The 25,987-nt window shown below is 68.6% G+C and carries 27 protein-coding genes and 1 pseudogene; 11 read left to right on the top strand and 17 right to left on the bottom strand.

Going from position 1 to position 25,987, the window contains the following annotated elements:
- Positions 1 to 5 precede the first annotated feature (5 nt).
- Genes AB0D67_RS30745 through AB0D67_RS30735 form a run of 3 tightly spaced genes read right to left on the bottom strand, consistent with a single transcriptional unit; the run spans position 6 to position 4,108 of the window.
- The gene (locus tag AB0D67_RS30745; RefSeq protein WP_362943795.1) at positions 6 to 1,142 is read right to left on the bottom strand and encodes a DUF917 domain-containing protein; all 1,137 of its coding nucleotides are present in this window, start codon (positions 1,140 to 1,142) and stop codon (positions 6 to 8) included.
- A gap of 14 nt (positions 1,143 to 1,156) precedes the next feature.
- Positions 1,157 to 2,713, bottom strand: a complete 1,557-nt coding sequence (locus AB0D67_RS30740; RefSeq protein WP_362943792.1) for a hydantoinase/oxoprolinase family protein — start codon at positions 2,711 to 2,713, stop codon at positions 1,157 to 1,159.
- Positions 2,714 to 2,770: 57 nt separating this feature from the next.
- A complete protein-coding gene (locus AB0D67_RS30735; RefSeq protein WP_362943789.1) occupies positions 2,771 to 4,108 on the bottom strand; it encodes a cytosine permease in 1,338 nt (445 codons plus the stop codon).
- 503 nt (positions 4,109 to 4,611) lie between these two features.
- Here AB0D67_RS30735 and AB0D67_RS30730 point away from each other — a divergent pair.
- Positions 4,612 to 5,727 carry a hypothetical protein gene (locus AB0D67_RS30730; protein ID WP_362943786.1) on the top strand — a complete coding sequence of 372 codons (1,116 nt, stop codon included), beginning with the start codon at positions 4,612 to 4,614 and terminating at the stop codon, positions 5,725 to 5,727.
- 767 nt (positions 5,728 to 6,494) lie between these two features.
- Here the strand turns inward: AB0D67_RS30730 and AB0D67_RS30725 are convergent.
- The 5 genes from AB0D67_RS30725 to AB0D67_RS30705 all read right to left on the bottom strand — a co-directional run bounded on the left by AB0D67_RS30725 (position 6,495) and on the right by AB0D67_RS30705 (position 10,235).
- Positions 6,495 to 6,779, bottom strand: a complete 285-nt coding sequence (locus tag AB0D67_RS30725) for a hypothetical protein (RefSeq protein WP_362943782.1) — start codon at positions 6,777 to 6,779, stop codon at positions 6,495 to 6,497.
- Positions 6,780 to 6,864: 85 nt separating this feature from the next.
- Positions 6,865 to 7,557, bottom strand: a complete 693-nt coding sequence (locus tag AB0D67_RS30720; protein WP_362943779.1) for a GNAT family N-acetyltransferase — start codon at positions 7,555 to 7,557, stop codon at positions 6,865 to 6,867.
- Positions 7,554 to 8,915 carry a hypothetical protein gene (locus AB0D67_RS30715; RefSeq protein ID WP_362943776.1) on the bottom strand — a complete coding sequence of 454 codons (1,362 nt, stop codon included), beginning with the start codon at positions 8,913 to 8,915 and terminating at the stop codon, positions 7,554 to 7,556. The genes AB0D67_RS30720 and AB0D67_RS30715 overlap by 4 nt, the downstream gene beginning before the upstream one ends.
- Positions 8,916 to 9,024: 109 nt before the next feature.
- Positions 9,025 to 9,723: a hypothetical protein gene (locus tag AB0D67_RS30710; RefSeq protein WP_362943773.1), complete on the bottom strand. Its 699-nt coding sequence runs from the start codon at positions 9,721 to 9,723 to the stop codon at positions 9,025 to 9,027.
- 281 nt (positions 9,724 to 10,004) lie between these two features.
- Positions 10,005 to 10,235 carry a hypothetical protein gene (locus tag AB0D67_RS30705; protein ID WP_362943770.1) on the bottom strand — a complete coding sequence of 77 codons (231 nt, stop codon included), beginning with the start codon at positions 10,233 to 10,235 and terminating at the stop codon, positions 10,005 to 10,007.
- Positions 10,236 to 10,331: 96 nt separating this feature from the next.
- Between AB0D67_RS30705 and AB0D67_RS30700 the strand changes: the two genes are divergently transcribed.
- Complete coding sequence (locus AB0D67_RS30700) at positions 10,332 to 10,619, top strand: hypothetical protein (protein WP_362943767.1); 288 nt, start codon at positions 10,332 to 10,334, stop codon at positions 10,617 to 10,619.
- Between the two features lie 391 nt (positions 10,620 to 11,010).
- Positions 11,011 to 11,298: a hypothetical protein gene (locus AB0D67_RS30695; RefSeq protein ID WP_362943764.1), complete on the top strand. Its 288-nt coding sequence runs from the start codon at positions 11,011 to 11,013 to the stop codon at positions 11,296 to 11,298.
- A gap of 172 nt (positions 11,299 to 11,470) precedes the next feature.
- On the opposite strand, the gene AB0D67_RS30690 is transcribed toward AB0D67_RS30695, so the two are convergent.
- Entirely contained in the window at positions 11,471 to 11,836 is a 366-nt protein-coding gene (locus tag AB0D67_RS30690) for a hypothetical protein (RefSeq protein WP_362943761.1), read from the bottom strand.
- 392 nt (positions 11,837 to 12,228) lie between these two features.
- Between AB0D67_RS30690 and AB0D67_RS30685 the strand changes: the two genes are divergently transcribed.
- Positions 12,229 to 13,023, top strand: a complete 795-nt coding sequence (locus AB0D67_RS30685) for a neutral zinc metallopeptidase (RefSeq protein WP_362943758.1) — start codon at positions 12,229 to 12,231, stop codon at positions 13,021 to 13,023.
- A gap of 87 nt (positions 13,024 to 13,110) precedes the next feature.
- On the opposite strand, the gene AB0D67_RS30680 is transcribed toward AB0D67_RS30685, so the two are convergent.
- Together AB0D67_RS30680 and AB0D67_RS30675 are read right to left on the bottom strand one after the other, a co-directional pair.
- Positions 13,111 to 13,326 carry a hypothetical protein gene (locus tag AB0D67_RS30680; RefSeq protein ID WP_362943755.1) on the bottom strand — a complete coding sequence of 72 codons (216 nt, stop codon included), beginning with the start codon at positions 13,324 to 13,326 and terminating at the stop codon, positions 13,111 to 13,113.
- A 59-nt stretch (positions 13,327 to 13,385) separates the two neighbouring features.
- Positions 13,386 to 13,526 (bottom strand): annotated as a pseudogene (locus tag AB0D67_RS30675) (IS1380 family transposase); the annotation flags it as partial.
- Positions 13,527 to 13,744: 218 nt separating this feature from the next.
- Here AB0D67_RS30675 and AB0D67_RS30670 point away from each other — a divergent pair.
- Positions 13,745 to 14,506 carry an aminoglycoside adenylyltransferase family protein gene (locus AB0D67_RS30670; RefSeq protein ID WP_362943752.1) on the top strand — a complete coding sequence of 254 codons (762 nt, stop codon included), beginning with the start codon at positions 13,745 to 13,747 and terminating at the stop codon, positions 14,504 to 14,506.
- Positions 14,507 to 14,646: 140 nt separating this feature from the next.
- Here the strand turns inward: AB0D67_RS30670 and AB0D67_RS30665 are convergent, their stop codons facing one another.
- From AB0D67_RS30665 to AB0D67_RS30655, 3 genes are all read right to left on the bottom strand, one after another.
- Positions 14,647 to 15,147 (bottom strand): NUDIX hydrolase, encoded by a 501-nt coding sequence (locus AB0D67_RS30665; RefSeq protein ID WP_362943749.1) that lies wholly within the window; start codon positions 15,145 to 15,147, stop codon positions 14,647 to 14,649.
- A gap of 182 nt (positions 15,148 to 15,329) precedes the next feature.
- On the bottom strand, positions 15,330 to 16,319 hold the full coding sequence (locus AB0D67_RS30660; protein WP_362943838.1) for a phosphotransferase: 990 nt from the start codon (positions 16,317 to 16,319) through the stop codon (positions 15,330 to 15,332).
- Between the two features lie 47 nt (positions 16,320 to 16,366).
- A complete protein-coding gene (locus AB0D67_RS30655) occupies positions 16,367 to 17,773 on the bottom strand; it encodes a tetratricopeptide repeat protein (protein ID WP_362943746.1) in 1,407 nt (468 codons plus the stop codon).
- Between the two features lie 884 nt (positions 17,774 to 18,657).
- On the opposite strand from AB0D67_RS30655, the gene AB0D67_RS30650 reads away from it, so the two are divergent.
- Genes AB0D67_RS30650 through AB0D67_RS30635 form a run of 4 tightly spaced genes read left to right on the top strand, consistent with a single transcriptional unit; the run spans position 18,658 to position 21,914 of the window.
- Complete coding sequence (locus AB0D67_RS30650) at positions 18,658 to 19,857, top strand: hypothetical protein (protein WP_362943743.1); 1,200 nt, start codon at positions 18,658 to 18,660, stop codon at positions 19,855 to 19,857.
- Positions 19,850 to 20,131 carry a phosphopantetheine-binding protein gene (locus AB0D67_RS30645; protein WP_362943740.1) on the top strand — a complete coding sequence of 94 codons (282 nt, stop codon included), beginning with the start codon at positions 19,850 to 19,852 and terminating at the stop codon, positions 20,129 to 20,131. The genes AB0D67_RS30650 and AB0D67_RS30645 overlap by 8 nt, the downstream gene beginning before the upstream one ends.
- Complete coding sequence (fabV, locus tag AB0D67_RS30640; protein WP_362943737.1) at positions 20,128 to 21,333, top strand: enoyl-[acyl-carrier-protein] reductase FabV; 1,206 nt, start codon at positions 20,128 to 20,130, stop codon at positions 21,331 to 21,333. The genes AB0D67_RS30645 and fabV overlap by 4 nt, the downstream gene beginning before the upstream one ends.
- 14 nt (positions 21,334 to 21,347) lie before the next feature.
- Complete coding sequence (locus AB0D67_RS30635) at positions 21,348 to 21,914, top strand: hypothetical protein (protein ID WP_362943734.1); 567 nt, start codon at positions 21,348 to 21,350, stop codon at positions 21,912 to 21,914.
- 88 nt (positions 21,915 to 22,002) lie between these two features.
- On the opposite strand, the gene AB0D67_RS30630 is transcribed toward AB0D67_RS30635, so the two are convergent.
- The gene (locus tag AB0D67_RS30630) at positions 22,003 to 22,128 is read right to left on the bottom strand and encodes a hypothetical protein (RefSeq protein ID WP_362943840.1); all 126 of its coding nucleotides are present in this window, start codon (positions 22,126 to 22,128) and stop codon (positions 22,003 to 22,005) included.
- Between AB0D67_RS30630 and AB0D67_RS30625 the strand changes: the two genes are divergently transcribed.
- The gene (locus AB0D67_RS30625) at positions 22,084 to 22,434 is read left to right on the top strand and encodes a lasso peptide biosynthesis B2 protein (RefSeq protein ID WP_362943836.1); all 351 of its coding nucleotides are present in this window, start codon (positions 22,084 to 22,086) and stop codon (positions 22,432 to 22,434) included. The two genes, AB0D67_RS30630 and AB0D67_RS30625, sit on opposite strands and share 45 nt — an antisense overlap.
- Positions 22,431 to 23,525 carry a methyltransferase domain-containing protein gene (locus AB0D67_RS30620; RefSeq protein ID WP_362943730.1) on the top strand — a complete coding sequence of 365 codons (1,095 nt, stop codon included), beginning with the start codon at positions 22,431 to 22,433 and terminating at the stop codon, positions 23,523 to 23,525. Before AB0D67_RS30625 ends, AB0D67_RS30620 begins: the two co-directional genes overlap by 4 nt.
- Positions 23,526 to 24,025: 500 nt before the next feature.
- On the opposite strand, the gene AB0D67_RS30615 is transcribed toward AB0D67_RS30620, so the two are convergent.
- Positions 24,026 to 24,199 (bottom strand): hypothetical protein, encoded by a 174-nt coding sequence (locus AB0D67_RS30615; protein ID WP_362943727.1) that lies wholly within the window; start codon positions 24,197 to 24,199, stop codon positions 24,026 to 24,028.
- Between the two features lie 529 nt (positions 24,200 to 24,728).
- On the bottom strand, positions 24,729 to 25,955 hold the full coding sequence (gene fxlM / locus AB0D67_RS30610) for a methyltransferase, FxLD system (RefSeq protein WP_362943724.1): 1,227 nt from the start codon (positions 25,953 to 25,955) through the stop codon (positions 24,729 to 24,731).
- Between the last annotated feature and the right edge of the window lie 32 nt (positions 25,956 to 25,987).

The raw sequence follows: 25,987 nt of genomic DNA, 5'->3' as shown, positions 1-25,987 counted from the left end.
CAGTTTTACTGGCTGGCTTGGGTCAGAGATTCGGCCTCGGCCGCGGCGGCGAGTTGTTCGATAGGGACATAGCGTTCGTTCAGCCCGAACGCGGTTGGGCCGAAGCACTTCAGCGCGGCGTCGGTACGCATGATCTCGGGGGTGGAGATCCCGTACACGGTGATGCGCTGACCGTATGCGAGCGCTTCGGTGTTGACCGGCTGGCCGGTTTCGCTGTTGAGCGTGCAGATCAGGTCGGGCACGATCGCCGCGACTCGTCCGTTGTGGCGGGCTATGAGGTGCTCGTTCTGGTAGGTGATGATCATTTGATCGTCTCTGTCGTCGAGGCCAACCAAGGTGACCTGACCACGGGTGAACCCCTCGACAGTCTTGCGGTCGACGTCGATCACCTTGCCCCGAAAGAGCGTCCGTCCATGTGAGTAGAACGTGTCGGCCAGGGTCTGCGTCAGTACGGCGAACGGATCTCGGTGATCGATGCGGGCCCTGCGCAGGGCGACCCCGATCTTCAGGGCCAAGCTGAGCGTGCCGGGCACCGCGGTGCGCCGGACGGTGGCCGCGTCCATCAGGAAATTGGCGGTATAAGCGGCACCGCCCATCCGGATGGTCAGCCCGCGAGCCAGCCATTCCATGCGCTCGTTCTGCACGGTCTCAAGGACACTAGTCTCACCGTGATCGGATGCGATGCCCATGGGGGAGCCGGAGATACCCAGGACGTTCCAGGTGACCATCTGCAGTTCCGGAAAGGCCCGTCCCATCCCGTCGGCATCAACGACTGGCAGTCCGAGTTGGGCGGCCACGACGAAAGGCATCATCGAATTCAGGCCGCCGCACTCAATCGGCATCACCGCATCCACGGTGCGTCCCACGTGGCGTTCCAGGGCGCGCAGCGCAGCCACTGCGGGCTGCGGAGAGGGTAGCTTCTCCACGAAGATCGTAGGTGCTCCCATCATCGCTGTGGCCACCACCAGCGCGTCATCGGCCAGCGCTTCGGCGCTGACCACCCGTACGGGGCGGCCGGTCCGCCGTAGCTGCTCTTCTACCAGCAACCGGCCGATGTAGGGATCGCCACCTCCGCCGGTGCCGAGCAACGCCGCACCGTCGGCCAGATCGTGCAGATTGTCCATGGTCAAGTCGAATCCCATGGTTGATCCTTTCCTTACGCCTGGCCAGCGGGGGTGTGTTCGAGATCACCGACGGCGTGAACCTGTATGCGCACACCGCCGGGCAGGTAAGCCACAGGGGCCTCGTTGACATCGACGATCTTGACGCTGTCGGAAGCGGCTCCTGCAGAAACAGCGATCCGCATCGCCTCTTCTCGAGCCTCGTCTAGCAGTTGCTCGCGCGTGCGGGCACCGATGGTGAACACGCGGTCGACGGAACCACCGACTTGACCGACCGCAGCGCCGATAGCGTTGGCCACCGCGTAGTGCTCGGGCCGGTGCACTGCCAACCCTCCGGGCAGGGTCTCGGGCACGAGCACGCTGCCGCCGCCGACCACGACCACGGGCAGCGGTTGGGCAGACACGCGCATCCGCTCGACGAGTTCGGCGACCTGGTCAGCCATCAAGTCGACGACACGCCGAACCATACTCGGGTTCAGATGCCGTACCAGCGCCGAGTCGCCCATGTCGGCCATGCCCGCGGCGACTGCGATGTCGGAGGCGGTGAGTTGGTCTCCTCCGAAGACCAATGCCTGATTGGTCAGCTCATAACCCACGCTGTCGGGCCCCACGGCCAGGACTGGCGCGGTGGTGACCCGGCTGCCGCCGCCCAGGCCGATCGACAGCACATCCGGCATGCGGAAGTTGGTCCTCACGCCCCCAATGTCGGCTTCACCGGTGGCCTGGCGTGGGTAACCGCCATTCAGCACTCCGACATCAGTGGTGGTACCGCCGATGTCGACCACCGCGCAGTCGAGGTTGCCGGCCAGGAACGCAGCACCGCGCATGGAGTTGGTCGGCCCTGAAGCGAACGTGCGCACCGGATAACGCCGGGTGTACTCGGCGTCCATGAGAGTGCCGTCGTTTTGCGACAGGTACAAAGGAGCGATCACTCCGACGGTATGCAGTGCCTCGATGAAGCCGTCGACGATCTCATCGGCCAGATCCCGCAGGCATGCGTTGATCACTGTGGCGTTCTCACGTTCCAGCAGTCCAATTCGGCCGATCTGGTGGGACATGCTGATGTGCAGGTGGGGCAGCTCAGCGAGAAGGATGTCGGCGGCCTCCTCCTCCAGACGCGCGTTGACGGGAGAGAAAACCGAACTGATCGCCACCGTGCCGATGTCGTGGGTGTGCAGTTCCTCCGCCACGCGCAGCAGCTCATCTCGCCGTAAAGGAGAGATCGGGCGACCGTCGAGTTCGTTTCCGCCATGGCACATGTGAATGCTCGGGTTGATGACCTGGTAGAGCCGACCGGGCCAGTTCACCATGGGAGGCAGTCCGGAAGTGGCGGGCAGTGCCAGCCGCACCACCGCGGTGCGCGCCAGGCGCCGGCCGGTGACGAGTGCGTTCGTGAAATGAGTCGTACCGATCATCACGGCTGTGATCTGGCTGTGGTCGATGCCGCTGGAGGTCAGCAGTTGCTGCAGAGCGGTAACCACTCCGCTGGTGACATCTGACGTGGTCGCTGTTTTGACCTCGGCCAAAATTTCGGCGTCGGTCATGAGAACCGCATCGGTGTGGGTGCCGCCCACATCGATCCCAACACGCACGGTTGGTGCTCCTATGTCTACTGAAGGTGCTGTTGATAGGGAGCGAAGGCAAGGAGTTCAGGCTGGCTCGGCCGGATGCCGGCGGGGGAAATCGGTCAAGCCGAGCTTGCCCGCGATCACATAGGCCACGAAGGCAGCCACCAGCGCGTTGAGCGCAGGGATGCCCCAGGCGAGGTACTTGCCGATCAGTGCGGCACCCAGCCAGATCACCAGCGTGACCGGCACCCAGTCGGGCGTAGCAGAGGGGAGGTCGCCTGTGGCGGCGGATGCCTCGAGCTCCGGGCGCCAGCGGCGTACCACGTAGTACTCGGCGACCATGATTCCGGCGACCGGTGGCATCGCGACACCGAGGAGGATGAAGAAGTCGATGAGGTGATTCATGATTCCAGCAGCGGCCAGGGCGGTGCCCACCGCGCCGAGGACGACGGTGATCAACACGCGTCCCGGTCGCAAGCCAAAAGCGGTATGCAAGACGTTGGCCATGCCCAGGGAGGCGGCGTACAGATTCCAGTCGTTGATCTTCAAGGTGGCGGTGACGAGCACGATGGTACCGATCACTCCAGAAGTGGTGGTGACGATGGCCAGAACGTCACCAGTGCGTAGCGCATGCGCTAAAAGCACCCCGACCAAAGCGATGACGTATTCTCCCAGCGTCATCCCGACCACGGTCTGCTTCACCACGTCGGCGGCACTGCGATTGAAACGAGTCATGTCCGGGGAGATGATCGCGCCGATGATGAAGCCGCCGGCGACCAGGGTGGCTCCTTCGGCCAGACCGAGCGATGGCCCGGGCGGAGCGGAGGCGACCAGGGCGCCGAGGGACTGCTTGGACAGCTCCACCGCGATCGCCCAGCCGGTGAGGGCAAGGAAGGCCGGCACGGTGATCCAGGCCGTCCAAGCCATGCCGGCGAAGCCGTGCATCACGATGGCGGTGATGATCAGTCCCGCAATGACCGACCACAGCCATACCGGTGGACCGCCGAGGAGAGAGGCCAGGCCGGCCCCCAGTACTGCCGATTGGACGCCGAACCAGCCGAGCAAAGAGGTGGTGATGACGACACCGACGACGCCCGCGCCGTAGCGGCCGAAACCTGTCCAGCGGGCCAGCAGGGTCGTCGACAGGCCCTCTCGCACACCTGCGATTCCGATTGCGATAGCCACGACTTCCAAAATGACGGTACCGAGGGTGATGGCCAGTACCGCCTCCCAAAAGCGCATGCCCATCCCGAGGGTGGCGCCTAAAAGGAATTGGGACAGGGCGCTGAGCATGCCGAATCGCTGGACGGCGATGGTCATCCAGCCGTATCGGGCTGAAGCCGGGACACGTTGCAGAGCGTAGTCATCGCGGGCCAGCCCTTCGTCCTGCGGTGCAAGCATGGCCCCTGAATTGGACATATGGCCTCCTTTGGTCCTCGCTTGGGCATCTAGGAGATGAAGGTAGGAGCCGAAAGGATCTTTGGGAAGAGGCACAATGCCCCCACAAGTGCCGACAATGATGCTTTCTGCACTAGAGCGGGACGCCGCCTCCCCGGCGTCCTGCGATCTGAGCGCCTGACCCGGCGACCACCTCCCGGCGGCCTGTTCGCCGGTCCTGATCTCCGAAAAGAGTTCATGTTCGCCCGAGGGCTGCCCCTCCCTCACACCCCCTCTCCGCAGAGCAACGGGCTGGGTGCGTGCCGTCATATTCAGTAAGACGTATTACCAAAACCTCCCTTAAACGGCCAGACGCATCCACTAACACTTAGATGGGTGCACTGCGTCTATTCCGATGCGCATGCCAATACGCGAGGGTGCTACACGGACATTGCAACCCAACCGCCGTCAATATGAGCTTCCTGCTCGACATCGGGGCAAAGTTGACAGGCGTTGACGGTCATCTCATAAGCAAAGGAGCTACCGTGACTGGAGCCACACCGGCCCGGGAGCGCGGATCCAGTCGGGCCGCCCGCATTTCAAACCGCCCCAGCCCGGCCGCTTCCACGCGCTCTTCGGCCACTCGGGGCGAAGAAAAGTACGCCATTCACTACCGTCCAGCCGAATCCGGGGTCGAAGAAGGAGCGGCGTACTGGAACGGACATCTGCTGTGGCGCTGGCAAGAAGTCGAAAGTGCGGTGAGCGCACCGACCAGCGACCTGCTGAGTCCTTGGAACCTCATCCTCGGCGAAGGGTTGTCGCTTCAGCACGAGCCAACGCCGTACGGTGCCGACCGCGACCGCTACATCAACACGTGGCGCAGCTGGGCCCTGGTGGCTAGGCAACTGCCGTACGCGACGTTCGCTCTGCCGGCGGGCGACGTGCTCACCTGGCGTATCGCGGTCGGCCTCACGACGCTGGTCTATGAGCGTGAACCCGATCCCCATCACCCTGGTCACGAGTGCGTCGTTGCCGGCCGACCAGAGACCTACGGGGAACTGTTCGACCTGGAGGGGATCTGCGCGGCCTATCAGGAGGTTTTCTCCGATGAGGAGGCTCGGCCGCATATTGCCGCCCTGCAGGAACACCGCGACATCCCGGTAGCGGCCTACGTCTCCACCGAATTGCCCTTACAGGGCGCCCCCGCCGCCGTTCGAGGGCTGACCCTGGGGCATCCGGTGGAGATGACGATGATGCATCTGCGGGATGCCGCGGCATCGGCACGCGGTGTGCAGGGAATCCCGCGGTGTCGTCACTGCGGCCCGCACCGTCGGATCAGTGACGTGGAGACTGCTCTGGCGCAGCAGGTGGTGGAGTTCACTCAGGCTTACTATGCGCCGGAATTCAGGCAGCAGGGCCGGCCGCAGACGGTGGAGGACCTGGCGGAGCGGCCCTACCTGATCAGCTACAGCTACCGGCGCCACCTCACCACGGCCATCCACCTTCGCCACCCGATCGGCACGCAGCTGCATGCGCTGATCTGCTGCCTGCTGCGCGCCCGAGATCCCCGTGGCGACGACACCGCCCCTGAGCGGCTGTGGGCCGACAACCAGGTCGACCTGGCGCACCTGACGGCCGAAACGGGCGGCAGGCGACACTAGGCCGACCGGCCGAGCAGGGTGTCGACTTCGGCCAGGACGGCCCGGGCTGTGTGAGCCGCTCGGGCCAGGCGCTGCACCGGCGGTGGCGCGGCAGAGTTCTTTACCGAGGTCCCGACAGCAGGCAGTACGACGGTCGGCTCCTGGTCGGGGGCGTGGAGATACGGCGGAGGCCAGATCTGTGAGCCGCCGTCCCGCCGCAGCTGGCGGTCGCGCGGGGGGAGGGGGTCGGGTCGATGGTGACGGCCCCGGGGACGGGGCGGTTCATGATCCAGGGGTGTCACCGTTGTCCTCCTTCACGGCAGCGGCAGCAGCTCGGTGGGTCCGGGGTAGGGCGGTTCGGTCCCCGCTGGAGGTGCCGGCGGCCCGGCTGATAGCGGAGGATGCGGCTGGTCGGGGCCGGACGGATCGGGTGATCGGTGGGGGCAGTCGGCGGGGTGACGTGCGTTTCGGTGAGGCGATTGCGGTGGGCAGCGGTGGCAGGCTCTGCGAACGACCAGCTTCTCGCTGCTCGGCCGCATCGACAGCGGCGCTAGAGCTAGCGTCTTGGCGATAGTGGCGTCCTCGGCCGCGGGCTCGGCTGCGGCGTAGTGGTTCAGCTGTTGCAGCACGGCGTGGCCGGTGCACTCCTGTGGAGGTGTCGTCATCACGCATGATCGCCGATTCTAGGTCAAGCCACCTATGACGTTACAAGTAAACACAACTAAAAGAAAAGCTGATAGTAAGGAAGCGGATTTCGCACCCGAACCGCCCCCCAGGCACCGCTGCGCCTAGCCAGGACCTCTCCCTGATGGAGAGGTCCTTGGGGTCACCACCGGCACGTCGGCGCGGGCCCGCAAGTGGGTGTACCAGGCGCGCAGCCCCTCTCCGAGTGGCCCGTCGATCTCGTCGGCCGCCTGGGCGGCTTGGTCGCGGTTGCCGTTCTTCCATTTCTGGTAGCTGGCCAGTACGGCAACCATCCCGTCCCATCTGGTGTGCCCCACCGGCAGGCCCGTCTGGATTGTGGCCAGCAGCTCGCCGAACCCTTCCCACGAGGTGGCCACCAGCGACTCCATGACCGCGGCCGGACCCGCCGGTGCGACGGCGGCGGCCTTATCTGCGCAGCGGCGGTGGCGAGTTTCGCGCCGGGGACTGTGGGCGTCAATGGGGGAGCGGGCGGTGTTCGTGCGGGGCGGCGAGTACGGCGAGATAGGTGCCGCCGGGGGCGAAGGCGCGGCGGATCCGCGCATCGGATGCCAGGGGTTTGACCGTCAGGCGGTGGCCGTCGCCGCCGTCGTCGAAGACGATCCGGTTTCCGTCGACGTCGAGGGTGACCGGCTCGCCGGGAGCGGCCGGCAGGTAGCCGCGGCGGCGATACCAGCGCAGCACCGGCCCGTCGGCGGAGCGGACTTTGGCGAATACCAGGCGGCATCCGGCCGAGCGCAGCTGCTCTTCTGCGGCGGCGAGGAGGGCGGTGCCGACACCTGCGCCGCGGGCGCAAGCGGCGACGGCGAGTAGTTCGAGTTCGGCCAGCGCACCGGCCAGGCGTCGCTGCCCGCTGGGGCCGAACTCGGCGTACTGGTCGATCAGCCGCACTGGCGGGCAGGTGTAGGCCAGCCCGAGTGGTGGGTCGCCGGGGGCTGCGGAAGCGCAGGCCACCAGCACCGATCCTGTGCCGTGCGGCAGCACCAGACGGCCGCCGTGGCGGTCGATCGCCGCGGCGAATGCTCCCGGCGTGGCCGGCACCGCGCTGTCGGCGCCGAGCGCGACCTGAGCCAACGCCTCCACCTGCGCCCCATCTCCCGGCCGCGCCAAGCGGATCATCGCGGAAGGAGGGTGTGATTCGTCGCTCACCCCTTCTCCATTTCGGCCTCGAGTTCGGTGTAGCGATACAGGCTCGGCTCCGGCTCCAGCGCGCGAACCTCCTCGAGGAAGGTCGTCCACACTTCCCGATCGGCCGGGCGCAGGTGACCGGTGGCGCGATACAGCTCCACCGCCAGAGCGCGCATCGCACCCGCGGTGCGGCAGTCAACATTGGCCGCCCAGGCGGACAGCGCCTCCTGCAGGAGTTCAATCGACATCAAAGGCCCGTAGGGAACCACCGCGAGGCGGGCGATTTGCTCCGAATCTCGCCATCCAGGCGCCTGCGCCAGCAGGCCGGGCACGTAGGGGGTGAAGTAGGGCACGAGGTGGCGGTCCATGACCTGGGCGCGGTTTTTGGTGGGCAAGGCGGTGAAGGTGGACTCCAGCCGGGGCAGTGCGGCACGCGCCTGGGCCAGGCGCACCATCGACAGGGCTTCGGCGCTGTCCGGCGGCAAGTCCTCCCAGGGGGAGGTGGGGGCCAGGCCGGTGATCAACTCATCGAGCCGGTCGGTGAGTGGCTCATCCAGCAGGTCCCAGAAAGCGTCGAGTTCGGCCAAGCGGGCAGCGGTTCGTAGCTGCTGTTGCCCATCGGCTGTGCTCAGCCGGTCTAGGGATTTCTTCAGCGCGGACGCCACCATGGCCGCGTCGCTGGTGGTGAAGGCGCGTAAGCACACCGCCATGCGGTCGGCCAGCACAGCGGGGGAGATCTCCAACGGTGCGGGGAGTTCGGACAAGGCGTGTTTGGCCGCCAGGTCAACGATCTTGCGCCGGGCCGTGGGCCGGACTCGGGTGAAGAAGGTCGCCTTCAGGTAGGCCGGGCTGGCGGAAAACAGCGGCTCGGCCACGTGGGCCATGAAGTCGTCGAGGACTTTACGGCCCTGGGTGGGCGGGTGGATGAGCAAGGAGTCCAGGGCGATCGCCATGTGCGCACGAGCGCTTTCGGGCAGCGGCTGGTAGGTCTCACCGAGGCGGCGCAGGGACGGATGTACGCACAGGTGCCGGTCTTGGCGGAGCCGCTCGAGTTCGCGGGCGGTGATGGTGTCGATGAGCTCCAGCTTGGCCGCGGTATCCAGAATGCCGCGCTCGAGGTTCTGCATGGCAGTGACACCGTCAGCGGCCAGACCTACGCCTTGGGAGATTTCCAGCTGGCGGTGGAACGCTTTGGCGGCGCCCTCTCCTTCGTCGGCCAGGCGGACGATCTTTTCGGTCAGGTCAGCCACGACGGAGATCCACGTCTGCCCGATGCCGGCGCGAAAGGCGCCGGCGTGGTAGCAGCGCAACGCCTCCTCCATCAAGGGACGCACGTCGGGGTTCCAGATGCGGTGGATCTGTCCTTCCAGATCGAGCACAGTGTCTTCCTTCGGGGGTCGGGGAGAGATGATCAATGATCGGCCGGTCTCAGCGTCGGCCAGGGCCACGGCGGCGTGCGCGTGGGGCCGCCTTCCACTGGCTGCAGCGTCAGGTGCGCTCGCCCCAGTGCGGCGGGCGGATTCGGGTGTACGGCGCGGACGGGCCCGTCCCAGACGATCGTTGCCCGCGGGGCTCTGTTGCCAGGTGCGGCGGGCGGGCGGGCGGCTGCGGTGTCAACCACCTCTTGATCGCTTCCGGTGGAACGCAGCCCCCCGCGTAGGGGGTGATAGCGCTGGCGATGGCCGCGGCCAGTTCGTCGATGGTCTGGACGAGATAGCGGGGCGGGGTGATCCAGATGCGCGGTGCGGCGCCGGGGTTGTCGCCGTTGCGATACAGCTGGGCATACAGGTGCCCCAGACCCTCCTCCTGGCCCCAGGTGCTGTAGTCGTCCCAGCCGGGCATCGTGAACGGTTGGATGGCGCCGATGCCCACCGGGCCAGTCCGCGCCGGCGACGGAGGCTGGGGCGTGGTGTACGCGGGCCCGTAGACGATCTCCCACCCGCCGTCGTGTTCGAGCACGTCCATCCGCACCATGGTCTTCAGTGCGCGCAGCAGGTCTCGGAACTGCTGGGTGTCCATCCCGGCGCGGGCCGCCAGATCCGGGATGTCGACCTCGCGTAGCTGCAATCCCATCACCGGCGACTGCTCGTCGGCCCTGGTGCGTTCGGCCAACAGCAGGAACACGCGCTCGGCAGTGCGATCAGTCAGGCCAAGGCTCTGCACGTATGCGATGGCTCGCTCGCTCATGCGCTTCTTCCCTCCGGTGCGCTTCGTCAGCGCCGACGGCTCCCACGGTAGGTGCTCATCTCCGGGATGTTCACGAGTTGGTGTGACGTGCGGTCGGAGCAGGGGTTTGTCGATCGACTCTCAAATTACAGATGATCGTTTCGCGGCCGCCTGCTCAATACCGGGAGGACGCCGGGTCGGGCCCGCTCATCCCGCACCGAGCCGGCGAAGACTCTCACCGGAGCGCGGTGAGGGCCTTCGCGGTGCTCGGGATGTCAAGAGTCGGAGGTCCTGCCTGGCGGTCAGCTCCAGGGAACGCAGATGACGTAGATGGTTCCGCTGGCTGATCCGGTGGCCCCGATTTCCCAGCCGCGTGGTTCCTTGGACACTCCGAAGACGGGAAGGCTCTGGTATGCCTGCCCCGCACCATTGTTGATCTTGTAGCCGCCGCCGATCGCGGACTGCCCGGGGTCGCACATGACGCCGCCGGAACCACCGGTGAAGGGAGCCTCCTTGACCTGGGCCCCCCTCACCCCTCCCGGATCCCCCTTCTCACCCTTGGGTCCTTGCGGCCCTTGCGGTCCTTGTGCGCCCTGCGGGCCGGTTGCTCCTGCCTCACCCTTGGGTCCTTGCGGACCGGTCTCCCCCGCCTCGCCTCGGGGGCCGGCGGGACCGGTGTCGCCCTGGGGTCCCTGCTCGCCCTGCGCTCCAGCAGACCCCGCTGGTCCCTGGGGCCCGGCCGGTCCTTCGGCACCCCACTGGACGGCGACCTCGGTCACGAGGCACTCGGTCCCGGGGTCGACGATCCGGGCGACGCGGGTGATCTTGCTGACGCAGGCGTGAACCTGCGGCGCGGCCGACGAAGCGGTGGCCATCCCTCCTACCGGTACCAGCGCCGCCGCCAGCGCACCCAGTGATGCGAGCGCAACCAGGCGCCCGCCCTTCCCAACACCCATAGCGGTCTTTCCTCCTTGGAGTGACCCGCGTTGCCGGCATCGACCGTCCTTGCGACGGGACGGACCGGTACCTCCTTTTGATCATGCGGCCGGATCAGCGTCAAGATCGGAATGCGACTCGCCGCCGCACCGTTCAGTGAGGCCACCGTGAGGAGGGGGACGCAGATCGCGTCTGATCCTCCCCGCCGTCGACGCGCTCCTGTGCGACCTCGCCACCCACTGACCAGCCCCGCCTTCAAGGGGGATGAGCGCGGCCGGTCCTGGGGCACCAACCTCGTGCCGTTCACCGGCCAACCAGGCGCACCTGATGGTCGTCTCACATGCGTCACATCCCCCAGATCGGGAGTGCTCCTTGATCAGACGTCTGCTCGTATCCGCCGCCCTGGCCGGGTCGGTCCTGGTCGTCCCGGCCGCCGCCCTGCACGCCTCCGCCATCACGGTCCAGGCGCCGGCCGCCGCCGTCGGCCTCAGCGCGGCCTGCACCTACCGGCGCGACGGCTATGTGTGGCGGTGCATCACGCCCGGCGCGTTCTGCCCGTCGGCCGCCCGCGGGAAGTACGGCTACGCCAAGGTCACCAACAGGCGCTATAAGTGCTGGAAGGCCAGTGGCGACACCCGGTGGCGGTGGAAGCGCGCCTAACCCCTGAACAGCACAGAGGGGCCCCGTCATTCGCGGGGCGTCCACGTAGTGGAGAAGACCGGGTGAGGGTTCGGTGCCCCGAGCAGGAAGGCGGAGCCGGCGTGTGCCGACGCCGTGAGGCGCCGCCCGGCGGAAGCCCGCACCGGCCCCCGGCGCTCCGCCGCTCGACTCCTCAGCTCGGGCGCCGGACCATCACCGCGGCTTGGGGCTGCGGCGCGTAGAAGCGCTCCACCATCGCGATCTCCTCTGGTGAGCACTGCCACAGGAACTTGACCTCGGAGTTCCGCTTCACCAGATCCACCGTGCAGGCCACGGCGGACACGACCGGGGCAGCCGCCGAACCGACCCACACATCGATTCCCTCACCGTCCCCTCCTTGTGTGTCCCTCAGGAAGCCGTAGTCGAGGGGATAGACGAAGCTCCTCACCGTGGGATGGGTCGAACCGGCAGGACGATCGATCACGATCTCGGCGGTGTTCACCAGAAGATCCGCCTGCTCCCACAGCGACAGGCGCGCCCACATCTCGAAATCAGCCACAGCCGCACCGTACTGGTCATGATCTGCCCGGGCATGGCCTCCGGCAGGGGCACTCCGGCTCCGAAATGATCCCGAAGAGTGCGCCTATCGCGTCGGCCTATCGATGGCTGAGGTGGAAACTGATCACCCCCTCTGCCGTCGACCCGGGACAAGCCGAGCGGACCAGGGCCTGGAGGTCAAGGTCGTTCGTCCGGTGGAGAACCGGTGTGCCTGCTGTCCGCCTTCGACCACGCCAGCGGCCTGTAACCTCCAGCGTTCTCGCTCAGCAGGCCACAACGTCATGCCGTGGAATCAGTGAGCGCCCCGGAGATGATGCAGTCCACGTTGCCCATTTGTGCGGCAGGGGAAGGGGGCATATGTAAAACGCCTACCATTTCTAGGCGTATGCCCTAATGTTCATCACCATGAAGATTCGTGCGATCATGGTGGCTGCCGGGGCATTCGCCCTGCTCTCCTCAGGTATGACCAGCGCCTACGCATATCCGGTCAGCGATGCCCCGGACTTGACCAACAACTCTCTCTACACCGCAGGCAAGCTCCCCGAGGCGGCATGTGCGAAGAAACCCGCCAAGGGAAAGACGATGGCCTCGGTCACGAAGCACGTCAACGCGGTCATCTCCTGCCTGAACGACACGTGGGGTTCCTATCTCAAGGAAGCCAATCTGCAGTTCGTCCCGACCCTGGTGGAGATGACGGGCAAGTACACGTCGGACTGCCGGGGGCGGACGCTGAACCCGAAGAAATCAGCGGTCTTCTACTGCGGGGGACACGCCAACTTCATCGTGCAGATTCGTTCTGACTGGCTCAAGGCGTCCGACGATGTTCAGATTTTCGCGCAGCTGAGCTCGGCATACGGCGAGCACGTGCTGAACATGGTCGACATCGCCGAGGCCTACAACGCCCTACACGCCGATGACGGCACTGAGATGTCCGAACAGCTTCGCCGTTACAACCTGCAGGCGCAGTGCATCAGCGGAGTGACCGCCAAGAGCCTATGGCCCGCTCTGGGCTACCCCGCCAAGGACGCCAAACGCCTGGCGGAGCTGGCGAAGGCCGGGGCGGGCAAGAGCAAGATCGACATATTCGGCAAGGGCGTCAACCTGGCCTACTGGTTCAACCGGGGCTACTCCACCGGCGACCCCAAGTCGTGCAACACCTGGACCGCCCCGTCCGGCAAGGTCGCATAGCCCGTCGCGACGAAATCCTGGTGCCGCCGTTTTCCCGTTCGACGGCACGGCTCTTGCTTCGCGGGCGCCGTGCCGGACATGGATAGGTCATCCGATGTACAGACCTTCGGCCGTACCAGCCAGGTAGCGCCGGATTCGCAGGCGCATCGACCGGCCCATGGTCAGGGAGTCGATCTCGTCGCCAGGCACCCAACGGACTTCGCGGGGCTCGTCGCTTGGTGCGGGTTCGCCGGCGACGGGCCGGGCGCGCAGCACGATGGTGAACTCCCGGCGGGCCTCATCGCTGCTGATGTAGCAGATCACGCGCTGGGGATCGGTGTACGTGCCGACCAGAGGGGTGATCTCACAGGTGATGCCGGGCCCGGCTCCCCGGAGCCACCCGGACCGTGGTCGACGAACGCGACCAGCGGGTGGCGGCCGACGGTCTTCTTCCCGGTCGCGGCGGCGTCCTGCTTGCCGGAGTGGGTCTGGACCAGCACGCCGTCGATGTCCACGGTCACCCTCGCCGGCCTGGCCAAGCCATCATTGCGACATCATGAACGATGCCGGAAAGGCGCACCCGGGAGGTTCACACCATCGGCGTAGGTGGCCCGCGCGGTCACCGGCGATCGCTGCCGGCAGCAGCAGGGGATGAACGCCAGCAGCTTGGAGCGCATGTAGCCGAAGCGGAGCGTCGTTGAGCAGGCATGGCCGGTGAGCAGGCGTGTCCGATACTGATGCGATGGATCAGCTTGAGCAGACCGTCTGCCTCGTCCGCGACGTCGTGGGGCCGGAGCTCCTGGGGACGTATCTCCACGGCTCCGCCGTGCTCGGGAGTCTCGCTCCGGCCAGCGACCTGGACGTCCTGGCCGTCACGCGGCGGAGTCTTGACGGGCGGGAGCGGCGGGCGCTTGTTGAGGGCTTGCTGGAGATCTCCGGCCTCACACCCGCCGTCCGGCCGGTTGAACTCACTGTCGTCGTCCAGTCCGAGGTCCGCCCCTGGCGGTTCCCGCCGATCGGGGACTTCCTCTACGGCGAGTGGCTGCGCGACGAATTCCAGACGGGCGGGCCTTCGCAGCCCGGCCCGATGCCGGACCTGGCCTTGGTTCTCACGGTGGTCCTGGCCGGCGACCATCCCCTGAACGGTCCGTCTCCCGCCGAGCTCCTGGACCCGGTGCCGCACGCCGACCTCGTCCGGGCGAGCGTCGCGGGAATCCCCGACCTCCTGGCCGACCTGGACGACGACACCCGCAACGTCCTGCTGACCCTCGCCCGCGTCTGGACCACCCTCGCCACGGGCGAGATCAAAACCAAGGACGCCGCCGCGGACTGGGCCATGGCCCACCTGCCGCCGGAACACCGTCCCGTGCTGGAGCACGCCAGGAACCTGTACCTCACCTGCCACTATCAGGACGAGGTCTGGAGCCAGGAGATGAGGACCCAGGTGCGCCCGCACGTGGACGACGTGCTCGCCCGCATCGACCACCTGCGCCAGCGAGCGTGAACCGCTCCCCGGATGCTCACCCCCGCCACCGGCCCGGCATGTTGTGCCGCCTCGTCACCCGCAACGGCGTCCGGGCGCCGCCCTTTTCCCGGTTGCACCCGGACCGGCGAAGCCGCACGAGCCTTCTGAGGAGCACCGGCTCACGGAGCCGGGTGGCCGTCCTGCAGGCAGGCCACCGTCTGGGCCTCCAGAGCGCTCAGGCACGCGATGACCCGCCGGGCCAGCCTCCCGGGCAACAGCGCCGCCAGCTGGTCCGGCGCCGCGAACATCCACCCGGCCAGTTCCTGCGGCGGCACCCTGATCGCGGCGATCTCCTCACCGGTGAGCACGCCGCCGTCGTAGACCAGGATCATCCCGTCCGGCCACCCGGGCCTGGGCGGCACCCAGTCCGCCCCCAGCAGCCGCCCCACCGGCCGGTCGAGACCAAGCTCCTCAAGCACCTCCCGGCGGGCGGCGACCCGGGGCGGTTCGCTGGCCTCGACCACCCCGCCGGGCAGCTCGAACAGCGGCTTGTAGGTCGGATCGACCAGCAGTACCCGCCCGGCGGCGTCGCGCAGCACAACCGTCGCGGCCATCCACTTGCGAGCCAGCGTCGCCGCATACGGGTCCAGAGGCACCGCCGGGGACTCGTCCATGGTCATAGCCCTGACCGTAACCCGGCCAGGTCACCCGCGGCCTGGGAAGGCAACCTCCCGGCCGGGATGCCGGACAGACGGGCCGTCCTTCGTGTCACGGGCTCGCGCCGTGGCCCTTGTTCGGGCATCTGCGAAAGACCGGCCGTCGACCGGCTGGATGCGGCGATGGCCTCAGGGCGGGGCGCCGATCAGTGCACGATGAAGGCCTGTTCCACCACGTTCAGGTGGTTGCTCCACCACTGCAGCAGGGCGCAGGAGGAAGCGAACAGGTGATCACATGAGGTGTCGGATCGGGCATAGTGCCTCCGCAGGTGCCACAGGTCGCACAGCTGATCCCACCAAAGGCAGCGCACCGCGCTCACGACTTGTTCGTCGGTGACCGCGACGACGGTGCGGTAGGCGGAGGCGAAGGCCGCCACCCGGGTCACGTCGAGCGCCCCGGACGGCGCGGCGAACATCACCGCGGCCGCGCGCGCCAGCTCGTAGGCGTAGGCGCGCCGCCCGAGGCGGTCCCAGTCCACGACCGCCGTCACCTGGCCGCCGCCGTCGTCCCACAGCACGTTCAGATGGTGAAAGTCCCCGTGGACGTACCCGGCCGGTTCCAGCTCGGCGCTGTCGTCGGGCCGCAGATGCCCGAAGCGCTCCAGCAGCGCGCGCCGGGCGTCGAGGTGGGCGCAGGCGAGCCGGTCGAAGGCGTCCTGCGGCGCGCGGCCGCGGACCAGTGCCTCATAGCGGTCGAGGTCGGTCTGAGCCTCGGCGAGGTGAGGGAGCCGGGGGCGGATCGGAGCGAGGCCGTCGGGCAGCGTCGCGGCCAGGGACAGATGGATGCGGCCCAGCAGCGTCCCGGCGCATCGGCACTGTTTCACACTCCAACTCCGGCCGGGCAGGTGCCGGCCGCGCACCCACGGTACGACGGAGAACAATCGTCCCTGGAGGATCAGGACGCTGCGCCCGTCGGTGGTGAGCCGCGGGCGGGGGACCGGGAGCCCCGCCTCGGCCAGCGCCGCGGTGACGCGGTGCTGGAATGCGCTCTGCGCGGCGTCGGCGTCGGTGATCTCTTTGACGGCGACGCTCCCGGACGTGGTGTCCAGGCGCCAGGTGCCGTTCATCAGCCCGGTGGTGAGCGGAGTCAGACGCCGGGCGGTCCCAAGGCCGAAGCGTGCGCAGAGCTCCGCCACGGGCAGGGCGGCGACACGCCCCAAGATCGCGTTTTTTCTCGCCCCGCTCAGATCAGCTCCCCGACCGGGCCTCGCGGCGCCTGAAGCGCGGACATCTCTTCCCGGAACCGGGTGACCAGCGGCGCACCGGGATAAGCGCGCTCCAGCACCGCCCCCAGGCTCGCCCCGCGCGTCACGATCGCCGAGGCGTACCGGGGCGTGGCGAGCGCCTGCAGACCGTACTCCACCGCCTGCTCCGGCTCTCCCAGGCGTGCGCAGGCGATGCCCAGGTCCAGCGTGGAGATCGCCCGCCGGGTCGGTGACAACCCCGGCTGCGCCGTGTAGACCTCCACCGCCCGCTTCGCGAAGCCGCGGGCTTCTTCATCTCGGCCGAGCCACAGGCTCGAGGTGGCCGCCACCCCCCACGCGCGCACCGCGTCCGCGCTGTAGAGGCCGGTCGCATACGGTTCGTGCCGCTCGGCCTGGGAGCGCAGCAGCGTGAGCGCCGTACCGGCCGCCTCCGCCTGGCCGAGCCGGGCGTTGATCCGCGCCAGCTGCCCGGTCAGGCGGGTCTGCGCCGCGCTTCCGGCCGGAGCCAGCAGCGCGCCCTGCTGCGCCGCCCGCAGCGCCGGGACGGGCTGGTCGTCGTACAGCAGCGTCGTGGCCTCCACATCCCACCCCCACGCGACCGCCTCCGCATGCCCGGCCTCGCCGGCGTGGTGGCGAGCGTCAGCGGCGTAGGCCAGCGCCGCCCGGACGTCCCCCCGGTCATCGGACGCCCACGCCAAGGCCAGCGACAGCCACGCCGCCACGACGTACAGCTCCTGCCGCTGCGACAACGTCATGCGCCGCCCGAGCAGCTCAGCGACCTGGCGGCGATCCCGGCGCGCGGCCTGCCACAGCTCTTCGGCGCCGTAACGGGAGTAGTTACGCCCGTAGTCGTCGATGACCTGCTGAAGGTAGGCGATGCTGCTCGGCCCCAGGTCGGTTTCCTCACTGCGGCGGGTCAGCTCTCGCGCCTCGCTTTCGGCGTCGCCCAGCATCGGCGCCAAAAGGGCACCCGCGCCTAGGCGCAGCGCGTCGCGGCGGTTCGTACGATCACCTCCACCTTCCGGAGGGTGCGGCGTGTAGTCGACGGCGAAGCCGAGCTGCACGGGCCCGCTCTGGAACAGGCGAGCAAGACGGTCCTGGTAGTCGGCGCCGGGGTGCTGGCCGTTCTCCCAGCGGCGCCAGGCCCGCACCTCGACTCCGCGCTCGGGCAGCCCCGCGGCTTTCCCGGCCTGCAGCAACTGGGCGACCGCCTGCGCCACCGTCCAGCCGCGCGCCAGGCGAGCGCTCTTGAGAGGGCTGTGCCCGCAGCAGGCCGCGATCTGCCGGGCGAGGTCATGCAGCACCGCAAGCGGCAGCGCGCCGCCGTGGGCGGCCACCGCGCGGGCGCGGATCTCTTCGGCGCAGCGCGCGTTGTGCGTCGGCATGGCAGATCTCCGCGGGGGGCATGCGCAAATGGTCGCACCCACCCTCCTCCGGCCGGCCAGATCCGACAAGGGGCACGCCGTGCCCTCTGGCCGGACCGTAGATGCCCCCCATGAGGGCGTCAATCGCCACTGGCGATACCCCCTGCTCCCGGCGGACAGTCAAGGCCCTACCTTCCGCGGAACCCCGGGCGGACCACCCAGGGAAGGAGACCGCTCGATGACACCTGATCCCTTTCTCCCCCCGCAAGCGGGCCTGCAGGCCGCGATACCGCCCCGGTATGACCGCCGCCACGTTGCCGAGGCCGACCGTCAGCAGCAGCGCTTTCCCGGCTGGCTCGTCATATGGGGCTTCTACAGACGAACCTTCACCGCATGGCACCTGGCCGACCCCCGCCAGTGCCGCAGCGTCGAGGCCCCGACCCCGACGGACCTGGACGCCTTGATGGGTGATGCCGAGTTCGAGATCTGGCGGGCCTCATTCACCCCCACCGCCGCTCCCTCACCCGGCGCGGCCGGTGAGGTCCGCCAGGCACCACCTCGTGGCCGCGAGATGCCCCGCCCTTCACCCCGCCGGGGTGCGCGCGCGGGGCGCCACGCTCTCGTGGTCACGAGCGAGATGTCCCTTGAGGGGGGTGTCATGATCGCGCGGCGGCACGCTGGGATCCGGGTCTCAGCGCATCACCGCGCCCCAGCCTCCTGCGCGCAGTAGCACCCGGCCGGATACCCGGGCGGGGACGTCGGGTCTCCCGCCCGCCCCGGCCACGGCGGGGGCGTCTTTGCCTAGCTGGCTCGGGACGCCCCCGTACCACCTTTCCACCTGCGCAGACGCGGCTACAAGCCGCCCGCGAAACGCTCCCTGACCTCCGCTCACATGGAGACCAACGATGATCAAAGAGGGAACCGCGACGTTCATCGACGGCCGCGGCCCGGTGACCCCATACGCCGGGAAATACGCGGTGAAAACCGCGGACGTGTTCGACCGCATCCGGGCCCGCTGGGACAACGTCGGCCTGGCCGACGCACCGTACCGGCCGCTGCGGATCGAGTTCGAGCTGACGACGAAATGCAACGACTCCTGCCCGAGCTGCGGCATGGGCGCACTGTCGCTCCAGGCCGGCCGGTCCCTGACCGACCGGCAGATCGAGCTGCTTCTGGGCGAGTTCGCCGACGTCGCGCTGCCGTGCGTGGCGATCACCGGAGGCGAGCCGTTCGTCGCGATGCGCGCCTTGCTGCGGTTCATGTCCCAGGCCCGCGGCTTCGGCGTGGAGGTCAACAAGCTCACCACGAACGGCATCTGGGGCTCGGCCAAACGGTGCGGTGCGACGTTCGACCAGCTCACCCAGGCGGGCCTGCTGGACAATGAGCTGTTCGTGCCGCTGCTGATGCTCTCCATCGGAGAGCAGACCACGCCGCTGGAGCACGTGGCCCGCATCATCCACCACGCGGTCACCGAATACACCGACCGGGACCTGAACGTCGCGATCTCCAGCCTCGCCGACCCTACCGACCGCGAGCACAAGATCTACGACCTGTTGCGGCTGTATGAGCAGACCTACGGCGACTTCCCGCACGACCGCGTCCACTCCACGATGCGGGTCTACCTGGAAAACGAGCGGCTGGAGGACCAGGCGCCGATCCACCGGCCCGGCAACACGTCGGTGGCCCGGTGGATGGACTCCTGCTACGACTGCTTCGCGCCCACGGTCGGCTCGTACGTGCTGCCCACCGCCCTGCTGAAAGCCTCCGGGGACCTGTACGCCTGCGCCGCGTTCAACGTGCCGGAGAAGCTGGGCTTCGGCAACCTGTTCCGGGAGTCGCTGCGCGCCATCCTGGCCCGCACCAACCGGTCGGACTACGTCGCCACGGTCCGCGCCGGCGGCGGCCTGAAGGCCCTGCACGCCGTCATCCCCCGTAAGGAGACCGAGCAGATGACGTGCGGGTCGTTCTGCGGCTCCTGCGCGCTCCTGATCGACGCCTTCGAAGAGCGCACCGGCACCACCACGCAGGAGGCGGCGCTGCCGTTCGTGGCCACCGACGCCCTGTTCACCCGCCCCTCCTCGGCCGCCGGAGGCCGCCGTGGATGACCGGCGCATCACCGAGGAAGTCACCGCCGCCGTGGCCACCGCCACAGGGTGTGCGCCACGCGACCTCACCGACACCGAATCGTCCCTGTGGGACCTCGGCGTCGATAGCCTCTCCCTGCTGGAGCTGACCCGCCGCCTCGAAAAGCAGTTCCAGGTGACCATCCCTGATGAGGAAACCGGCCGGACACGCACCCTCGGCGACCTCATCCGGACCATTCAGCGCCTCGCCGGTGAGGGGCAACCCGCGGGGCACGACCAGGAAGGCCCATCATGACGGCACGCCACATCGAACCCCGGGGCCGGGGGTTCCTGCTGTTCGACTCCCACCCCACCGGCTGCGGCCAGCTCGTCACCACGATGCGCGACCAGGTCGCCCAAGCGGCCCTCGACCCCCGGAAAAGCCGCCCCGTCGTGCTGGTCATCGGCTCCAGCGCCGGATACGGGCTCGCCGCGACCATCGCCGCGATCCGCCGCTACGGAGCCGACGGCGTGGGCGTGTGCTTCGAGCGGCCCGCCACCGAGCGGCGCACCGCGACCGCCGGCTGGTACCGCACCATCGCCACCGCCGACGTCGCCGCCCGGTCCGGGAGTAACTGGACGTTCATCAACGGCGACGCCTTCGCCGACGAGGTCAAGAAGGAAACCCTGGACCTGATCGCCGAGAAGTTCGGCGGCATCGACTACCTGATTTACAGCATCGCCGCGCCCCGCCGGACCGATCCCCTCACCGGCCGCACCCACCAGTCGGTCATCCAGCCCATCGGCGAAGGCTACGTCACCAAGACGCTCGACTTCAGCGGTGAGGTCCCGGCGTTGAAGCAGATCTGGGTGGAGCCTGCCACCGAGGCCGAGCAGGCCGACACCATCAAGGTCATGGGCGGGGAGGACTGGGCGTTGTGGGTGGACGCTCTGATCAGCCGGAACCTCCTGAAAAAGGGCTTCACCACCCTCGCGTTGAGCTACATCGGCTCGCACCTGACCGCGCCGATCTACCGGCAAGGCACCATCGGCGCGGCGAAGATCCACCTGGAGGAGACCGCCAACGTCCTCTACGACAAGCTCATCCCGCTCAAAGGCCGCGCCATGACGGCGGTCGCCGGCGCCGCCGTCACCCAGGCTTCCACCGCGATTCCCGGGATCGCGCTCTACACGAGCCTCCTGCGGGGCTTCCTGGACGAGGAGATGCAGTCCCCGCTGCGGCAGATGACCGAAATGTGGGACCGCCTGACCGGGTTTCAGGACATCAATCTGGAGTCGGGCTGGCGGATGCGCCTGGACTGGTGGGAGCTGCACCCGCTCATCCAGGAACAGGTGACCAAACGGTGGGAAGCCGTCACCGCCGACAACGTCGCCAACCTCGCCGACCTCCGCTGGTTCACCGCCGAGCTCCACCGCCTGTACGGCTTCGCCGTGCCCGGCGTGGACTATGCCGCGCCGTGCGAGCCGGACCTGCCCTGGCCCGCCCCCACCGAGTAACCACGGGAGACACCGTGACCACGACCACCGTGACCACGACCACCGCGAGCGCAGCCGACCGGATCCAGCGGTGCGAGGAGTACATCCACCGGCCCCGCACCCCGTACCTGGCGCGTAAGGCCCGCTACGACGCCGCCTGCCACCTACTGTTCAGCGCCCGCGCCCGCATCTCCAACGACGACATCCTCGCCGACGTCGGCGCCGGCATGGCGGAGCTGGACATGTGCCTGCGCGTGGACTACGGCTGGCGCGGCCGGTACGTCCCCGTGGACGGCTGGCTGGACGGCACGGACCTGGAGACCTGGACCCCTCCCCGGCCGTTCGACTGGTTCGCCTGCCTGGAAGTCCTGGAGCACCTACGCGACCCGGACCGGCTGGTCACGGCGATGCAGGCCCACGCCACCCGCGGCCTGGTCATCACCACCCCGAACCCCGAGGTGTGGGACGTGCTGAGCATGGACCCCACGCACGTCACCCCGATCAGCCGCACCATGCTGCACGACTGGGGCTTCACCACCACCCTGCACACCTTCTACGGCAAGTACCAGGACGGCATCGCTGGCCTGTGGACCCGGGAGTAAGCACAGCGCACCGCCCGGCCGTCACGGCGATGGCCGGGCCGTGCGCGGCCACCGCGGACACCTACCGACGCGGTGCCCTCTGGGCGGCCTACCAAGGCGAAGGAGCGGCCGCGCGGAGCATCAGCCGGACCAGCGTGCCGGCCTTGACCAGGCCGGCCAGGGACTCGGCATAGCCGGCGAGCCGCAACTCGAGCCCGTCCGGGTTCACCACCACCGCCGCGTCCCGTTTGCGGCCACGGCCGTGCACCGGCTTGCCGCGGCGCGCGACTGGGTGGCCGGCCACTGGCCGGGACGCGCCGCCCGCCTGGAAAACAGCCTCGCAACGTACCTGGCCCTCACGCTGCGCGGCCGCCACACCCGCTGGTGCATCGGCGTCCGCTTCACCCTGGCCGCCTCCCACGCCTGGACCACCACGGCCCCCGGGCCGCTTGGGGAATCCACCGGCCTCGACCGGCCGCTGCGCACTACCGTGTCGGTCGGCTCCCCCTACCTCACCTGCGAAAACGAAGAAGAATCATGACTCCTGACGCCCTCGCCGCCGCCGTGGCGGCCGTGCCCCGCCAGCACTACACCCACCACCCGGTGCACGGCAGCCCGCCGCAGACCACCGCGCAGGCCGCGATCGAGCGCGACATCCTGCGCGCCGCCGGGGAGGCGGACCTGACGGGCAAACACATCCTGGAGATCGGCACCGGCACCGGCTACACCGGGGCGTTGCTCGCCGAACTCGTCGGCCCGACCGGCAAGGTCGTGTCGGTGGACATCGACCCGGCGCTCGTCACCCGGGCGCGTGCCCTGCACGCCGAGCGGCTCTGCCCGGTCGAGGTGGTGTTCGGCGACGGCCACGACGGCGTCCCGGACCTCGCACCGTACGACGTGGTCATGGGCTGGTGCAGCCCCACCCACATCCCTGGCGCCTGGCTCAAGCAGGTCCGGCCCGGCGGCGTCATCTCCAGCCCCGTCTACATCGCGCCCGTCGCCCGTGCGATCGGCCACCTACGGGCCGTCGTCACCCAGGACGAAACCCCCGCCGGCGTACAGATCGGCACGGCGATGTACGTCGATATGGGGCAGGTCGTCAACGAGCACCTGGGCGTGCCGATCTTCTACAACGACGCCATGGACGACGGCGGCGCCTACGTCAGCGTCGCCTGGCGCGGCCAGATCGAGGGGCACGAGGCCGCGGCGACACTGAGCATGCTCACCTCACCCGGCCACCGCGAGAAGTACCCGCTCGGCAACGACGAGGCGCAAACCGCTATCGCCTGGCGGGACGCCCGCGCCTACCTGGCGGCACGGGCACACGCCGAGAAGGCCGTCAGCCTGACGACCTGGGGCAGCGGCGGACCGGGCTATGTCAGCGGCGTCGGGTTCTCCTCGGCGGACAACGCGGCCGTCCTCACCGTCGACGGTGAGGTGCTGGCCAACCGGCAGGACTCGCCCGCACTGGTCAAGCTGCGCGACCACCTCGGTGACTGGGAGGCGGCCGGCAGGCCGGATCTGGAGCGGCTGGCCGTGGTCATCGAGCAAGACGGCGGCGGCTGGCATGTGCGCGCGACCTGGCGGGCCAGCCGTCCCGCGGATGCCGGCGGATCAGAGGCCGGGAGCTGATCGAAGACGGCGGCCAGGCACCCACCGGGTCAGGTCGCCGCCCGTGCGGTCGCACGGGCAGCGCTCACGCGCTCGCCCTCCAATCTGGGCGCCACCTGCATAAACACAAGATCGCCGTCAGATCCGGGGCACGTCGTACAGCAGTCCCGGCCTGAGACTGGAGATGCTGTTCCGCTCTGGTGTTTTTCCCGAAGTTCGAACTTCGGAAAGAACTTCCGGCCGGAAGACGGAGGACTACTAGCGAGGGATCAGCACCCGACAGGGCTCTAAACTGGGGATTAGTATCGCAGGAGTTTGGGCGAGTATCCCGGTAGTTTCCGGGAGTTTGGGTAAACTCACTTAAACTCAAACTCGAAGAGGTACAGTCTCAGACTGTAAGGACTCTCAGTGCTCCTGAGACGAGCAAGGGCCCCCCGGCTCCTCCGCGTAAGTGGTTGTGCAGACCTGCGAAGGCGACCGGGAGACCCCTGCTGCAATGCTCCTGGGGTGACTTCCTGCAACTACAGGAGGTCATCCCAGGGGCGCCCCTCGGCGGCCCTGCGCAGCAGCTCGATCACGAGCCCGGCCAGGAGCCGTAGCACTAGGCCGATGCCGAACTTGCGGAGCAGTGCGCGAGCCTTCGAGGATCTACCATCGGACCCTCCGCCGGGGGCGGGGGGAACAGTCTCGGCCATAGCAGTCCTTCCTGCTGGGTCGTGTAGCGGGAGCCGCCTGCTGACGGAATTGTCAGCAGGCGGATACCGCCGCACGGAACGGCAGGAAAAGATCAGCGATCAACTTGAGACCGCTCATCACGGTAATGGCTCAAGGGGCTCCGCGACCGGGTTTTCCGATAAATGGGGCAGCCTGGATTTTCTTAGGAATGCCCGTTTCGGCCATTCAGGGAAGTAAATCCGGCAAATGCCCCGCGCCCTCGCGGCGGGGCAGAGCGCTCAGCCGCCGCCCGGCGGCCGCCCGGTCCCGCATCGGCGCGCCCCGGGCAGCGGCTTCGCCTCCAGCGCGCGGAGCAGCAGCCGAGCCAGCTTGCCGTCCCTGACCAGGCCGGCCAGGAGCGACTGCTGACCTTCACTAGGCCGTCGCGGCGATGATCCGGCCGACCTTGACGACAAGAGACCGTCGCGGGCGCACACACCGTCTCGGCCACGTCGTGGCCGCCCACCGTCAGGCCGGCGGGCTCACCCGCGGCCACGTGGTGCCTGGTCATCACTGGGGGACGGGCTGGACGATACGAACAACCACGTGCAGGTCGCCTTTGGCGATGGTCAGGCGGGCATCACCCGGGAGGGGGCCGCTGTCGTTGTCCGGGCGGAGTTCGACCAGCAGGTGCCCGTCGCCGCCGCCTGCGTGGTGCCAGGCATACACGCGGTCGGCGACGTGGCGGGCCAGGGACTCGGCGTCCTGGCCGTAGGCGGCGACCCCGATTTCGACCCCGGACTCCTCCTCGCCCAGGGGGCGGAGGGTGAGGTAGGCCACGGCGGTGTCGGTGGCGGCTCCCATACTGCCCCAGCTGTGCTGCGGCGGCGTGAGGCCTGCGGCGGTGGCGTGGCCCATGACCAGCACGCGGCAAAAGCTCGGCAGGTCGGCCAGCCACAGGTCCAGATGCTCGCACTGGCCCCACGCATCGCTCACCCCGGTCCACAGCAGGACCGGGGGGCGGTTGAGGGCGTCATGCAGGGCGGCGGGGTTGATCGCCCGGTCGTCATCGGTGCGTAGCACCACCAGGGGCTGCCCGGCCGGGCCGATGCGCATGTTGTGTTCGGCCACACCACCGTGTCCGCGCATGGGGATGAAACCGCACTCGTCCGCTGACCGGCTGCGCCAGATGCCATCGTCGTCGAGTTCGAAGGCCAGCGAGCGGGTCAGTCCGTTCAGGCGCAGCGGCACCACGATCCGGCCGCCTGGGGCGAGCTGGTTCCGCCAGGTGGCCGGCACCTGCCAGGCGCCGGCGGTGACGATGATCCGGTCGTAGGGGGCGTGGGCGGGGTAGCCGTGGTCGCCGTCCGCGCAGATCACGCTCAGATGGGAGGGGCCGAGTTCGGCGAGCGTCCTGGTGGCGTCCGCGGCGACGCGGGGGTCGATCTCCACCGTCGTGACGGCGCCGGTGGGGCCCACCAGGTCGGCCAGCAGGAGCGCGTTGTATCCCGGGCCGGTACCGATTTCCAGGACCCGCTGTCCCGGCTGGAGGTGTAGTTGCTCCAGCATGGAGGCCACCACGGCGGGCGCGGAGACGGAGCTGATCGCGGTCCCGGCCGCGTCGGTGTGGGTGACCACAGCCTCCTGGGCGTAGGCGCGCTCCAGGTCGGTGCCGGGCACGAACAGGTCGCGCGGCACGTGACGCATCGCGTGCGCGACCGGGCTGTCCCCGGTGATGACGCACCAGTCGATGAGCTGGCCGACCATGGCGTTGCGAAGTGCTTCAGCGCGGGACATCGGCTCAGTCTAGGGGGGTGGCGGCGGAGGCG

The sequence above is a fragment of the Streptosporangium sp. NPDC048047 genome, from assembly GCF_040653115.1.
Taxonomy (GTDB): domain Bacteria; phylum Actinomycetota; class Actinomycetes; order Streptosporangiales; family Streptosporangiaceae; genus Streptosporangium.
This window is presented reverse-complemented; position numbering and strand designations above follow the sequence as displayed.

Coding starts and splice junctions, on each gene's coding strand:
- AB0D67_RS30650 (WP_362943743.1), top strand. CDS start 18,658: ATGATCAAAGAGGGAACCGCGACGTTCATCGACGGCCGCGGCCCGGTG.
- fxlM (WP_362943724.1), bottom strand. CDS start 25,955: ATGTCCCGCGCTGAAGCACTTCGCAACGCCATGGTCGGCCAGCTCATC.
- AB0D67_RS30725 (WP_362943782.1), bottom strand. CDS start 6,779: ATGGAGTCGCTGGTGGCCACCTCGTGGGAAGGGTTCGGCGAGCTGCTG.
- AB0D67_RS30745 (WP_362943795.1), bottom strand. CDS start 1,142: ATGGGATTCGACTTGACCATGGACAATCTGCACGATCTGGCCGACGGT.
- fabV (WP_362943737.1), top strand. CDS start 20,128: ATGACGGCACGCCACATCGAACCCCGGGGCCGGGGGTTCCTGCTGTTC.
- AB0D67_RS30615 (WP_362943727.1), bottom strand. CDS start 24,199: ATGGCCGAGACTGTTCCCCCCGCCCCCGGCGGAGGGTCCGATGGTAGA.
- AB0D67_RS30685 (WP_362943758.1), top strand. CDS start 12,229: ATGTTCATCACCATGAAGATTCGTGCGATCATGGTGGCTGCCGGGGCA.
- AB0D67_RS30665 (WP_362943749.1), bottom strand. CDS start 15,147: ATGACCATGGACGAGTCCCCGGCGGTGCCTCTGGACCCGTATGCGGCG.
- AB0D67_RS30710 (WP_362943773.1), bottom strand. CDS start 9,723: ATGAGCGAGCGAGCCATCGCATACGTGCAGAGCCTTGGCCTGACTGAT.
- AB0D67_RS30670 (WP_362943752.1), top strand. CDS start 13,745: ATGGATCAGCTTGAGCAGACCGTCTGCCTCGTCCGCGACGTCGTGGGG.
- AB0D67_RS30735 (WP_362943789.1), bottom strand. CDS start 4,108: ATGTCCAATTCAGGGGCCATGCTTGCACCGCAGGACGAAGGGCTGGCC.
- AB0D67_RS30620 (WP_362943730.1), top strand. CDS start 22,431: ATGACTCCTGACGCCCTCGCCGCCGCCGTGGCGGCCGTGCCCCGCCAG.
- AB0D67_RS30655 (WP_362943746.1), bottom strand. CDS start 17,773: ATGCCGACGCACAACGCGCGCTGCGCCGAAGAGATCCGCGCCCGCGCG.